Source organism: Flavobacterium erigeronis (assembly GCF_054075165.1).
The window spans coordinates 15029-28077 of sequence record NZ_JBSKGP010000012.1 but is presented as its reverse complement, the minus strand read 5'-3'; the positions used below and the strand labels follow the sequence as shown (position 1 = coordinate 28077).

Sequence of the window (13049 nt, the reverse complement as noted above, 5' to 3'; positions counted from 1 at the left end):
TATATTTTATTTAACCTTTGGATATTATTAATAGATAATTTCATACTTTTGAAGCTTTATTTATTCTAAATAAGAATAGTTTTTAATTCTAAGTATATTTCATGAAGCTCAAAATAGCATTGCTCTTTTTATTGTCGACGACATTTTTAATGGCTCAAAACACGATCTCTGGTAAAGTGAATGATGAATTTGGAAACCCGTTAGCGGGAGTTAACATTCAGCTTTTAGGCACCGAAATAAATGTTAAAACAAATGCCAGCGGATTCTATAAAATTGAAAATGCAGCTATGGGGCGTTATACAATTGAAGCTAGTTTGGAGAGCTATATTTCGAAAAAAGAAACCGTTCTTTTAGAAGGTTCAAATGCTACTATCAATATAGCGTTAGAAAAAGCTGAAAAATCATCAAAAGATGCAGAGAAATTAAATGATGTCTTTGTAAAAGGTGTATCTGAAAAACAGAAAAAAGAGGAAACAGCACAAGCTGTTTCTGTAATAGAAATGAAGGAAGCGAAGTTTAAAACTACCGATTTAGGAGAAGTTCTTGCCCAGACACAGGGTATTAATATTCGACGCACGGGTGGTTTGGGCTCCAGAACCAATTTTTCGATGAATGGCCTGACAGGAAATCAAATCCGTTTTTTCTTAGACGGAATTCCTTTGGATTATCACGGATATACTTTCGGAATTTCGACAGTTCCAGTTAATTTAATTGATCGCGCCGAAGTTTACAAAGGTGTCGTTCCTATCGAATTTGGAGCAGATGCACTTGGCGGTGCTGTCAATTTAATTACTCCGAAAATTAAATCTGGTTTCAGCGGATCTTTTGCAGCGCAGGCGGGATCTTTTGGAACTTACAGAACCTCTTTAGTACTTAGCAATTATGATAAAAATACTGGCTTTTTTATAAAAGGAAGCGGATTTTATGATACCTCACAAAACAACTATAAAGTAGATGTTGATGTTGCCGATAATGCCGGAAAGCTTAAAAAAGTCACGGTACCTCGATTTCATGATGCCTACGAAGGTTATGGAATACAGCTGATAACTGGTGTAAAAGACAGAACTTGGGCAAAAGAACTGAGCATAGAAGGATTTTATACGGATTACAGCAAAGAAATTCAGCACAACCAATTAATGGTTGGAGTTCCTTATGGAGAAGTTATGACCTATCGAAAAGCAGCTGGAACTGTACTTACTTATCGCAATGACTTTGGCGAAAATTTTAATTTAGACATTATCTCAGGATACAATTACAGAGAACGCCAATTTACAGATGTATCTGATTATGTTTACAATTGGTATGGCGAACGTATTGAAGGTTCTGCTGGAAATGTCAGCGGTGAAATTTCTGAATCTACTGGACCAAGCGATACTTATACTTGGAATAATGATATTTTCTCACGCCTGAAAGCTTCATGGAAAATTAGCGATAAATACGCCGTAAGTTTTACTTCAGCCCCTACCTATTCCAAACAAACTGGAGACGACAGACTTATTACAGGTTATGATCCGGCAAGTGCTATACGAGATTTGTTTACTTGGGTAAATGGAGCTGATTTTAAAATAGATGCCTTTAATGAAAAATTAGAAAATATTCTTTTTGTTAAAAATTATCTGCAAAAAGTCAATTCTGAAGAAAAAATACCTTCTAATAATACCGTGATAAAAGAAAACAGAAGTGTGAATTATTTTGGTTTTGGAAATGGATTCCGCTACAAATTTAGTGAACAGTTTTCTACAAGATTAACGTATGAATATGCTACACGCCTGCCTCAGACAGACGAATTGTTCGGAGACGGCCAATTTATTCAAGGCAATTTAAATTTAAAACCAGAACGCAGCCATAACTTCAATTTTGAGCTTTTTTTCAAGTCTAAAACAAATGCCGAAAGAAGCAGCTGGCAGGCTCAAACGAATGTATTTTTAAGAAAAATAGACAACCAGATTTTATTTGTTCCTGCTTTGGATCGTAATAATATCTATCAAAATGTATTTGCGGCGACTTCTAAAGGAATTGAAGTTTCTGGAAGCTGGACTTCTAAAAATGACAGACTTTCATTTCACGCCAACAGCACCTATCAAGATTTTTACAATGATTCAGACGAAGGAATATTTGCTGCTTACAAAGGTGACAGAGTACCCAACCAGCCTTATTTTTTTGCTAACGGAGGCGCTAATTATTCTTTTCATAACCTAATTGGCAAAGAAGACAAATTGGCTCTTTTTCTGGATGCAAGATATGTCTATGAATTTTTCAGAAGCTGGGAAAGCGCTTCTGTAAATCCATTTGTTATCCCGAGCCAGTATAACATTGATTTAGGTGCGACTTACCATAACAGCCTACGCGGTTTTAAATATGCCTTAACAGCAGAAATACAAAACATAACCAACGAAAAAAATTATGACTTTTTTGGCGTGCAAAAGCCAGGAAGAGCATTTAATATCAAATTAGTAACTCAATTTTAATTATAATTATTTAACCAACAAGTTTATGAAAACAAATAGATTTTTTATAAAAAATGCCGCATTAGCCATAATGTGTTCGGTACTCTCATTAACATCATGTAGTTCTGATGATAATAAAACTGATGATGGAGAACAAGGTCAAAATCCTACGGTAATTGCATCTGTTCGTGTAAATACGCCTTCTGGAAGAGTATTTTATTTAGGAGCATACGACAAATTTCCTTCAACACTGGATTATAAAACAATGACAGAGATTGGTCCAGGGGCTACAATATATTCTTATGGAGAGCATCCTTATGTTTGGAATGGTACAGCTTCAACGTTAACGAAATATAATGTAAGCAACGACATGAAAATTTCGTCTGCAGATGCTTTAAGCTTAGCAGGAACTGGTGTTAGCGGTACTTTTGGACCTCCTGCTTTTGTATCTGAAACAGAAGCTTATTTTTTCGCTTTAAATGACGGAAAAATTATTAAGTTCAATCCAACAACAATGTCTATTACAGAAACTATAGCGGTTACTCCACTGCCGTTAAGCAATGACGCTGCTGTTAAGACATCTACTTATATGAGTTATGTAACTTCTGCTAAAAAAATCATTTTGCCAGTAGCTGCAACTCCGACAGATTTTAATAAGTTTCCGCAATATGCTCAAATCGCCGTTTTTGATATTGCATCAAAAGCTGTTACTTATGTGAAAGATACTCGTATGTCAATGGGTTATGATACGTTTGCTAAAGGAAATGACGGTACTTTGTACTACAGACCTTCAAGAGCTACATCGCTTTCATTAGATTACAGCACAGTTACTGGAGCTCCACCAGCTGGCGGACTTTTAAAAGTAAATCCAAACGGAACATTTGATCCTAACTTTTTTGTGGATTTAAAAGGACCTTTAAATGCGCATTCAGTAAACGTAGTGGCTTATGTTCACGGAGACAAAGCGCTTGCTCAATATTTAGACAATACTTTTACTCCACCTGCAAAACCTGCTGACTGGTACAATGCTCCAACAAAATTTGCTCTTGTAGATTTAAAAACTTTAAAAGTTGAGCCTTTTACTTCTTTTGAAAAGTATGGAACAGTATATACTGTAGGTACAATTGATGGTGTAGAATATTATGGAAATATCACAGCTCCTGATGGTAAATTTAGTTTATTAAAGCAAAAAGGTGCTGCTGATTTTGAAGCAGTTTCTGAAGCTCTTGGCGGTAGTTTAATCTTTGTTGGGAAATTGAGATAGGACTAGTTCAAATTTTAAACAACATAAAAAAGCAGGGATTGAATCCCTGCTTTTTTATTTCTTATTCTAATATTTAATGGTACTCTATTGCAGTTTTGATTTTATCACTTACTAAAATCATAACTAATCGCCGCTCCTAGTCCAAATTGAAAGGTTGAGGCATAATCAGCAACTTCTACTGGTCCCCAATAGTAGTCCCAATAGTAATCATATCCAACAGCAGCAGACATAGATTGCAGATACGCATGAAGATTAATTGAAAGAGGCGAATTGGTTTTTACTTTTACACCAGCCTTAACTTCCCATGCAAAATAAGTCCCATTACCACTATTTGGCGATTCAAGAATTGCAACTCCTAAACCTGCACCTAGAAACGGAAGCGCCTTTTGAGAACTGGCTCCGAAATAGTATGTATAATCGGCTAATATGTAATTAATAGCCCCTTTATCATCTCCAGCGTTCACCTGAGTTCCAGGTGCAATTCCACCATCTAAAGCAATCTTTGTATACAATGGCATTTTGGTATCAAGCCTATTATATTTTAATTCTACAGAAGCGTTATCCATTATAAAATATTCCAAACCTATACCATACTCAAAGCCATCTTCTACTCGTGCGTATGAGCGATCAAAATCTACTTTATCAGAAAAGGTATAACCTCCGTAAAGATTAAGCAAAAACGACTGGGCACTTTGCGCCGACAGCGTCAATGAAAAGGAAAAAACAACAGTTAATAAAAGATACTTTTTCATAATTTCTAATTTTAATTTACAATAAATGATTTGTTTTACTTTGGGTTTCTAGTCTAATTAGATAGAATCAATCCTATTTGATATTCACTTTTTCTAGAAGCTTTAAAAGTCAGATTTGATAAAAATCTAAAACTACTTTCATGGCATGGGATTTTAAGGATTATACTAAATCTATCTGACCCAAAGTTATCCTACAAAAACATTTTGCGCTAAAGAAACGGGTTCAATGATGTTGCAAATTATAAAATGAAACCATTTTTTGACCGTACAGTTTTAGTACAACCATAAATAATTTGCTGAATACTTGCGGTATAGCACTCTATAAAAAGGTAGAAATACTTAATTTATAACAACTTCAAAATCAGGAATAGAAATATGTCCGCTCATTGCTTGTCATTTAAAATTATATAAAAACCCCACATAATTCTGTAATTTAAAACGTTCTTGGTCTATCTATTTTTGGATTACAATAAATCATTATAAACCAGTAACGAAATAAAATATGAAGCCATCACAATTATCACACAATATAACTTCCTTATATAACAGACCTAACGACGAACCAGACTTTGACTGCGAATTTTTATCAGGCGACAGCATTGACGCACGCGGAAACGAGAGCATTCTTGATCCCGATCCAGATGAAGAATTTGCCGATGACTTTAATGACAGAGAGTGGGATACTGACATCTACGATCCGTATTTGGAGCAGAGTTACTATTAGACGGAATCTGAAGACTAAAGATAGTTTAAAACCAATTTTGGGCAGTTCTCGTATATAAAATAAAAGCTTGTTATGACTGTCAATTCCTACCGTCTGCCTGCCCAAATCTATAAATACATTTGTTTGAACCAAGGCCGCTTAGTGCCTTTTGAAGAATTATGCATCATTCTTTTCCTATCTGGAGGCGGAGAGCCTTTTTCAGCCGAAAATCCTGTGGCAGAAAAAGTGCAGCACACCCGCATAATGAACGCATTACTCTTCCTATCTGATATTAATCTGATCATACTGGATCAAGCAACAGATTCAAGTACTCTAAATTTGACGATCAGAAATTAGTTGCTTTTCACTAATCACAATTCAGATCAACTTTAATCATAAACGTAAAAAAAGCTGTGCAGATCTTTAATCCGCACAGCTTTGATTATTTTGATTATGTAATGAATGTTATTCCGTTTATAAAAACGTCCCGAATCTCTCAAAATGACACGTATAGCCGTCTGGTTTTTTAACCAAATAGTCTTGATGATAGTCTTCGGCAGGCCAAAACTTCGCAATAGGCTCCAGCTGAGTTACAACAGGCCCATTCCATCTTCCAGAATCGTCTACTATTTTGATCACTTCTTCTGCAGTTTGTTTCTCTTCTTCGTTCTGAATAAATAGAGCCGATCTGTAGCTTGATCCTCTGTCATTTCCTTGTCTGTCTACTGTTGTTGGATCATGCACACGGAAAAAGTAATCTAGCAGCTCCTTAAAAGAAGTTTCGCGTGTATCGTATGTAATTTCAATTCCTTCGGCATGACCTGGGTGATTTTCGTAGGTCGGATTTTCATTATTCCCTCCTATGTAACCCACTTCAGTATCTACCACTCCTGGACGCACCCTAAATAAGTCTTCCATGCCCCAGAAACATCCTCCAGCTATATAGGCTTTCTTCAAATTTTCCATAGTATTTGTTTTCGAAATTTTAATAATCTGTCTATTTTTAAATGCATATAAAATTAGCATAATAATGCGTAATACAGAAATGGAAATGATTTCAAAATCTTATGCTGTCATAGATAAAAGTAAAAGAATTTATCCATTTAGAAATGTCAGCTTCATTTCTTAAAAACCATTACAGTATCACCGTCACCCATAATTATTTGGTCGGCCAATCCTATAAAAAGTCCGTGGGCAAGTACTCCCTCAATGCCATTTAGTAATGTCGACAAAGTCTTGGGATCATCTATCAGTCCGAAGTCCGCATCAATAATGTAATTCCTTTGATCGGTTAGAAATTCTCTGCCGTCTTTCATCCTTAACTCACCGCTTCCACCTTCAGATGCAATCTGCTTCAGCACATAATTTGCAGCAAATGGCACTACTTCAACAGGCACTTTAAACTTCCCTAGCATTCCCACTTTTTTAGAAGAATCAGAAATAATAATTTTCTTTTTGGTAAGACAAAGCACTATTTTCTCTCGAAAAAGTGCCCCGCCCCCGCCTTTAATCATCATTAATTCAGAGGTAAATTCATCAGCACCGTCAATTGTCAAGTCAATTGCATCGACAGTTTTTATATCAATCAATTCTATATTTAGAGAAGCTGCCAATTTTTCTGTTTCCTTTGAAGTCGAAATCGCTTTAATTTTTAGTCCTTCTTTAACTCTCTGTCCTATTTCCATTATAGCATAATATGCGGTCGAACCTGTTCCCAGACCAACGATCATATTATCTCCGATAAATTTTACCGCTTCTTTGGCGGCAAGCTCCTTTTCTCTTTCAAAATCTGATTTTGTTTTCATAAAAAAATAATGGATTTCAGATAAACTTTTACTTGAAGCATGATCGCTTTAGTCGTTGTTTAAAGTAATTTCGACTTTTGATATTTCGTCTACTTTATTAAATATAAACAATTATCAAAGTAAGACCAAACAAAATTTATAGTGCTTTAAAGTCCTTCATTATTTTGTTCCAGATAAACTTAAAGTGTCTTTCACTCTGTTTCTGCGATATTCTGGCTTCAGATTTTTAAGTTCGCTTTCTTCTGCAAAGGTTTCATCTTCTTTAAATTTACCTGTCGAAATTTCAAAATCATCTGCGGTACCCGTAATTTTCATCGGAACATTTATAAGCCCCATTGGCGGCAATCCTAAACGAAACCCGACGTTTATTTTACCATCCATAGTAACCTGCCCCTCGAGTTTGCCTCTAAATCCCGCCATTTTCATAGTTGTAGGAGTAATTGTCATCACATTATTCTTTATAGCAGAATGAATTGCAATTTTATTAAATGAAGCTTTTTCCAAGTCGGCAGCAGCGGCTTTCTTCGCTACATGGTTTAAAATTTTAAAATTTTTAAACTTAATATCTTCCAAAGTCAGCGTTCCTTCGCCATCAATAGATTTAAAATCAATATCCATATTCTGATCGATATTGCCTCCAAGCTGGTAATCAACCGAAACCAAACCGTAAGCATCTTTAGCCATACTAACCAATTCAGCAAAGATCGGAATCTCTGCATAAGCACGCTGGATATCAAAATTGCTAGCTTTAAAATTCGCATTGTATTTAGCCAAACGTCTATGCAGAGCTTTATACTCTCCTGACATTTCAATTTTGGTGCCTGCCATACTAAAAGCAGCTTCTGTTATCTTTATTTTTCGGTCATTAACCGCCAGAGTTCCTGTAAAATCTTTAATCTTATAGGTATCAAACTGAAGGTTATTTACTTTCGCTGCAATTTTCAGATCGGCTGTGCTTGGAATCCTGATAACGTAATTTTTGTTTTTAGCTGTGGTGTTTTTAGAAATTGCCTTAACAGCAGCAGAATCTGTTTGCTGCAGGGCTTCTTCTTCCGCTTTCTGATCTGTATATTTGGCAATCATATCAAAAAACTCATTGGCGTCAATCTGATTACTGAAAAGTTCAATATCTGCTTTAAGTTTTTCGTTGGACTCCCTTAAATGCTTTCTATTAAATAGATAGCGCAATACGTTATGGATATAACCGTTTAGCACAACATCTGATTTGCCATAGGTAAGATTGAATTCTTCAAAACGCATTTTGTCTTTAAAGAACTTAAATATTCCTTTAGAAACCTCAAATGGTTCTGGAAACATGGCGCTTTTGATCACTACATTTTTAGCTTCTAGTTTTCCTCCATTTTTAATATTCCCGTAGTTTTTAGCTTCTATATCTTTTTTAGAGCCTTTTGCGATCAGATTGGTCTGAATAACTCCCGAAATGCTCATATCTTTTAATGGAAATATCTGGGTTAATTTGCCAACATCCAAAGTGCCTTGAGTTTTGATATTATACACTAAATCATAAAGATTGCTGACTTCTCCCTGAACTTTAAACGGTGATCCCGCCAGAACAAACTCCGCAGGCACTATTTTTACATTCAAATCTTCTCCAGTGCCATTGTGGCTTATGGCAGTTGCATTTATGTTTATATTTTCAACCGGTATTTTAGGGTATTTAAGCATTTTTAAATACCCATTTTTAATATTTACGATTGCTTTTGATGACGGGTATTTTTTCTGCTTACGGTTTAAAATGCCATGCATACTCAATTTTAAATTAAGATCTCCTTTAATCTCCAAACTGTCTAATGGATAAAATTTATGCACTTCTGCCAGATTAATTTTAGACTCCAATTCTGTGTCTACAGTAAAAGGATATAATTTATGAAGCTCAAAGCGTCCGTGGACAAAATTATTCAGAGCCTCTGCATTCAAGTTGGTTACTTTACCCGAAACGTTGCGTAAAATACTGTCTTTAGCTGTTAAGCTCAAATTGAAATTTACGTTTTTTACTGCCTCTGTTTTCTTTATGTTTTTAAGATATCCATTTTTCAAGCTTGCGTTTAATTGAAACTTAGGAATACTTTTAATTATGGTATCTATTTTATTTAAACGCGGACTGAAACCTAAGTCTCTCAAAAAAACACCATCGGCTTTTAAATCTAAAGCAACTTCTCCACGAATCTCATGGTCGTTCAGATGTAAAGCATCTTTTAATTTTGCTAAATCTATAGCTGCTTTTACAGCGGTTTTGATTTTCAGTTTTTTGAAACCTTCTGAATGAAAATTAATTACTGTCTGCTTTTTATCCAAATTAAAAGACAGATTATCCAAATCAAATTTTAATTTATTGATATCTAAATCTCTGACCTGCGCTTTAGCCGATATATTGATGTCTTTTACTGGATCTTTAATTCTTTTATAAACAATTGCACCATTATTAATCTGCAAATCTCCAGAAACAACCGGTTTCTCTGACTGATCCTGCATGTATTTGCCTCGTGCCAATATTCTAAAATCAATATTTCCCGTAATCGTCATTTGTTCACGCCATTTGTCATAAGCTGGAGGCACAAGCGAAAGCATTTCTTCTAAAGTAGAATTTTTAGACTGCATGCGTAAATCAAAATCATAACCTCCTTTTATAAATGCAAAAGATCCATTAAATGAAAATGGAAAATTTCTAATACGAATGACATTTCGCTCAAACTTAAATTTAAGCGCTTTGGCATCTATATAAGTGGTAATTTCGGCATTGATCGGTTTACTACGAACGTAATCAACACCGTTTAAACTGAAATCGAATGATTTTATTTTTACTTTAGAATCAAGATCAAAATGTGCTGCACTCAAATCTCCTATTCCTTTATAGTTAAGATCCTGAACCTTGAATTTTAAAAGGGCACTTTTGTCATTGTATGAAATGTTTGTTTGTTTTATAACAATCCTTTTAATATTAAATTCTGTCTCAGAAGTATCTGTAGAAGTGCTGGGTTTTAAAATATTAAAATTGGCATTCCCTTTAGTATCAATTTCAAGATTTAAATCTGCTTGATCCAAATATACAGCGTCCAGAACAATCCTGCCTTTTATTAAGCTGTAAAAATTTACACCAGCTGACACTCTATCTGCTTTTACAACATTTCTTGCTGTAAAATGGTTCTTTTTATTGGCTATACTAACATTTTTTGCATAGACCGTTAAAGCTGGAAAATGTTTAAAAACAGAAAGTCCAATTTCATCAAAACGCACGTCTGCGTCTAGTTTTTCATTAGCTAAACTTTCCAATTTAGCCGTTATTTCATCTTTGAATATATAAGGTACAACTGTTAGAACAATTATTAAAAGCAAAAATAAAGTTGAAATAATTATGGCAGTTTTCTTTAATAACTTTAGGGTCATTTTTAAAAAGTATATTTTTAGATTTTAAAAATATCAATTTAACTTCCATGAAAAAATCTTCAAATCGATATTAACTCAAAAATAACATAATGCATCAACTTTTGTATTATGACATGACAAAGTATATCATTAAAGCCTTCTTAATGAAAGTGGTCAAAAAATAGGTTAACAGTGAAAAGATTAACGTTGAAAATTTTATAAATCTTATTTCCCGATGCAAAAATTAGCAAAAATATTTCCCAGCAATTCGTCGTTTGACACCTGCCCGGTAATCAACCCAAATTGGTATAAAGCTTCGCGAATATCAAGCGCCATTAAATCGCTTGAAAGACCCGATTCTAAACCAAATTTTACTTTCTGGATTTCGTCTAAAGCTTTTAATAATGAATCGTAATGTCTGGTATTGGTTACAATGGTTTCATTATTGCGAAGTGCTCCAGTATTTACAAAAGACAATAATTCATTTTTTAAATCCTCCACTCCTATTTTTTCTTTCGCAGAAATTAATAGCAGTTTTGCATTTAGATTTTCAAGTTTGCTTGTAATATTTAAAACTTCTTCAGTCGACAAAATGTCTTTTTTATTTACAACAATAACTAAAGGTTTTAGCGGATATTTATTCTTTATTTGCTCAATCTCTGAAACAAACTCGGAACTTGAAACCTGAAACTTTAAACCATCAAACAAATAAATCACCACTTGAGCCTGATCGATTTTTTCAAAAGTTTTCTTGATTCCGATGCTTTCTACAACATCTTTTGTATCACGAATTCCGGCAGTATCAATAAATCTAAAGCCTATTCCGCCAATAACCAATTCGTCTTCGATTGTATCACGTGTTGTTCCTGCAATGTCCGAAACAATTGCGCGTTCTTCGTTCAACAAAGCATTTAAAAGAGTCGATTTCCCAACATTTGGCTCACCAACAATAGCAACTGGAATTCCGTTTTTGATTACATTTCCAACAGCAAATGAATCAATTAAACGTTTTAAAACAAATTCGATTCTATTTAATAATTCATTAAATTGGGTTCTATCAGCAAATTCCACATCTTCTTCCGCAAAATCCAATTCCAATTCAATCAAAGAAGCAAAATTTAAAAGTTCTTCTCTAAGTTTGGCAATTTCATTACTGAATCCGCCACGCATTTGCTGCATTGCAATTTGATGAGAAGCTTCATTATCTGACGAAATCAAATCGGCAACTGCTTCTGCTTGTGATAAATCTAATTTCCCATTAAGAAAAGCTCTCAAGGTAAATTCGCCCGCATCGGCCATTCTACAGCCATTTCGAAGCAATAACTGAATAATTTGCTGCTGGATATAAGTCGATCCGTGGCATGAAATTTCAATAGTATTTTCGCCCGTATAAGAGTTCGGACCTTTAAATACCGAAACCAAAACTTCGTCTAACGTTTTGCTCCCGTCTACAATATGTCCTAAGTGCAACGTATGCGTTTTCTGCTTGGTTAAATCTTTGTTTTTAATAGATTTAAAAACCGAATTGCCAATTGCAATGGCATCAGCTCCAGAAATACGAATTATGGCAATGGCTCCAGCTCCAGAAGGCGTAGCTAAAGCAACTATAGAATCTTGATTTATCATGCTGCAAAGGTATAAAAAAACTGTAATTTATTTTCTATAGCAGCTTATCGTCCATTCGCTAAAGAAATCTTTAAAATAATTGATATTTTTAAATCATTAAGTGTTAAAATACTGATAAATATCAGGTTGATTTCTTCGCAGAATGTGTAAATTTGAGAGACAAACCTTAATCTTAATACTATGAAAAAGATATTATTTCCAACCGATTTCTCTGATGCTGCTACCAATGCATTTGTTCATGCTTTAGAATTTGCTAAAGTCGTAAAAGCCGAACTAATCTTACTTCATACATTCGAGATTCCTGTTTACGACAGCCAATTCTTTCCAGAGAATTATGCTTCCATTTACAGCTCAATTGAATTGGCAAAATTTGAAATGTTTAAAGATGAAATCCCTAAACTTCGAGAAATTGCTGCTGAGCGCAAATTAGATGATATTGTAATCAAACACCGTTTAATGGATGGCGATCTGATTTACAACCTGAAAAATGCCGTAGAAGAAGACCAAATCGATTTTGTAATTATGGGTACCAACAGCGTTTCTGACTGGACAAAATTCTTTACGGGATCAAATACCGAATCTGTAATTTCTGGAGTTGAAGTTCCGGTTTTATGTGTTCCTATTGATGCTAAATTTAAAAAAGTAAAAACGATTGGTTTTACTACGCGCTATCGCGAAAAAGATAAAAAAGAACTGAAAAAGATTCTGAAAATCGCTAAAAAAACGGACGCTAAAGTCAAAAGTTTATATGTCAAAACATCGAATTCTGATGTGACAGATCAAGTACGAAAAGAATTTGAAAGCGAGTTTGCAGCAGAAAATGTCGAATTTCTTGTATTGCCAAGTGATGATGTAAAAGAAACTATTCTTGATTTTGTGTTATACAAAGACATTGATATTCTGACTACAATAACACATAAGCGCTCTTTCTTTGAAAGTCTTTTCGATTCAAGTTTTACAAAAAAAATCACCAAAGAAGTTCAGATTCCGATTTTGGTTATGCATGAAGATTAATGTAATAAATGATGATTTTGTAACTTAAAAGCTATATTTGTATTTCAAGCAAAA

Annotated in this window: 10 protein-coding genes; 5 read left to right on the top strand and 5 right to left on the bottom strand. The window is 34.4% G+C overall.

Going from position 1 to position 13049, the window contains the following annotated elements:
* Positions 1-101 precede the first annotated feature (101 nt).
* Positions 102-2468 (top strand): TonB-dependent receptor, encoded by a 2367-nt coding sequence (locus ACWA1F_RS21035; RefSeq protein WP_456896634.1) that lies wholly within the window; start codon positions 102-104, stop codon positions 2466-2468.
* A 25-nt stretch (positions 2469-2493) separates the two neighbouring features.
* The gene (locus ACWA1F_RS21030) at positions 2494-3711 is read left to right on the top strand and encodes a hypothetical protein (protein ID WP_456896632.1); all 1218 of its coding nucleotides are present in this window, start codon (positions 2494-2496) and stop codon (positions 3709-3711) included.
* Between the two features lie 104 nt (positions 3712-3815).
* Here the strand turns inward: ACWA1F_RS21030 and ACWA1F_RS21025 are convergent, their stop codons facing one another.
* Entirely contained in the window at positions 3816-4463 is a 648-nt protein-coding gene (locus tag ACWA1F_RS21025) for an outer membrane beta-barrel protein (protein ID WP_306156327.1), read from the bottom strand.
* Positions 4464-4965: 502 nt separating this feature from the next.
* Between ACWA1F_RS21025 and ACWA1F_RS21020 the strand changes: the two genes are divergently transcribed.
* Together ACWA1F_RS21020 and ACWA1F_RS21015 are read left to right on the top strand one after the other, a co-directional pair.
* Positions 4966-5187: a hypothetical protein gene (locus tag ACWA1F_RS21020; RefSeq protein ID WP_306156326.1), complete on the top strand. Its 222-nt coding sequence runs from the start codon at positions 4966-4968 to the stop codon at positions 5185-5187.
* A 72-nt stretch (positions 5188-5259) separates the two neighbouring features.
* The gene (locus ACWA1F_RS21015; RefSeq protein ID WP_456896629.1) at positions 5260-5523 is read left to right on the top strand and encodes a hypothetical protein; all 264 of its coding nucleotides are present in this window, start codon (positions 5260-5262) and stop codon (positions 5521-5523) included.
* A 117-nt stretch (positions 5524-5640) separates the two neighbouring features.
* Here the strand turns inward: ACWA1F_RS21015 and msrA are convergent, their stop codons facing one another.
* The 4 genes from msrA to mnmE form a co-directional block, all read right to left on the bottom strand.
* A complete protein-coding gene (gene msrA, locus ACWA1F_RS21010; protein WP_306156324.1) occupies positions 5641-6132 on the bottom strand; it encodes a peptide-methionine (S)-S-oxide reductase MsrA in 492 nt (163 codons plus the stop codon).
* A gap of 152 nt (positions 6133-6284) precedes the next feature.
* Positions 6285-6971 carry a ribose-5-phosphate isomerase RpiA gene (gene rpiA, locus ACWA1F_RS21005; RefSeq protein ID WP_456896627.1) on the bottom strand — a complete coding sequence of 229 codons (687 nt, stop codon included), beginning with the start codon at positions 6969-6971 and terminating at the stop codon, positions 6285-6287.
* Positions 6972-7130: 159 nt separating this feature from the next.
* Complete coding sequence (locus tag ACWA1F_RS21000; protein WP_456896625.1) at positions 7131-10376, bottom strand: AsmA family protein; 3246 nt, start codon at positions 10374-10376, stop codon at positions 7131-7133.
* A 204-nt stretch (positions 10377-10580) separates the two neighbouring features.
* Positions 10581-11981 carry a tRNA uridine-5-carboxymethylaminomethyl(34) synthesis GTPase MnmE gene (mnmE, locus tag ACWA1F_RS20995; RefSeq protein WP_456896623.1) on the bottom strand — a complete coding sequence of 467 codons (1401 nt, stop codon included), beginning with the start codon at positions 11979-11981 and terminating at the stop codon, positions 10581-10583.
* A 180-nt stretch (positions 11982-12161) separates the two neighbouring features.
* Here mnmE and ACWA1F_RS20990 point away from each other — a divergent pair, with 180 nt between their 5' ends.
* Positions 12162-12995: a universal stress protein gene (locus ACWA1F_RS20990; RefSeq protein WP_306156320.1), complete on the top strand. Its 834-nt coding sequence runs from the start codon at positions 12162-12164 to the stop codon at positions 12993-12995.
* The last annotated feature ends 54 nt before the right edge of the window (positions 12996-13049 follow it).

Excerpts from the sequence above, each read along its gene's own strand:
- msrA (WP_306156324.1), bottom strand. The coding sequence starts at position 6,132 with ATGGAAAATTTGAAGAAAGCCTATATAGCTGGAGGATGTTTCTGGGGC.
- ACWA1F_RS21000 (WP_456896625.1), bottom strand. The coding sequence starts at position 10,376 with ATGACCCTAAAGTTATTAAAGAAAACTGCCATAATTATTTCAACTTTA.
- ACWA1F_RS21030 (WP_456896632.1), top strand. The coding sequence starts at position 2,494 with ATGAAAACAAATAGATTTTTTATAAAAAATGCCGCATTAGCCATAATG.
- mnmE (WP_456896623.1), bottom strand. The coding sequence starts at position 11,981 with ATGATAAATCAAGATTCTATAGTTGCTTTAGCTACGCCTTCTGGAGCT.
- ACWA1F_RS21020 (WP_306156326.1), top strand. The coding sequence starts at position 4,966 with ATGAAGCCATCACAATTATCACACAATATAACTTCCTTATATAACAGA.
- ACWA1F_RS20990 (WP_306156320.1), top strand. The coding sequence starts at position 12,162 with ATGAAAAAGATATTATTTCCAACCGATTTCTCTGATGCTGCTACCAAT.
- ACWA1F_RS21015 (WP_456896629.1), top strand. The coding sequence starts at position 5,260 with ATGACTGTCAATTCCTACCGTCTGCCTGCCCAAATCTATAAATACATT.
- rpiA (WP_456896627.1), bottom strand. The coding sequence starts at position 6,971 with ATGAAAACAAAATCAGATTTTGAAAGAGAAAAGGAGCTTGCCGCCAAA.
- ACWA1F_RS21035 (WP_456896634.1), top strand. The coding sequence starts at position 102 with ATGAAGCTCAAAATAGCATTGCTCTTTTTATTGTCGACGACATTTTTA.
- ACWA1F_RS21025 (WP_306156327.1), bottom strand. The coding sequence starts at position 4,463 with ATGAAAAAGTATCTTTTATTAACTGTTGTTTTTTCCTTTTCATTGACG.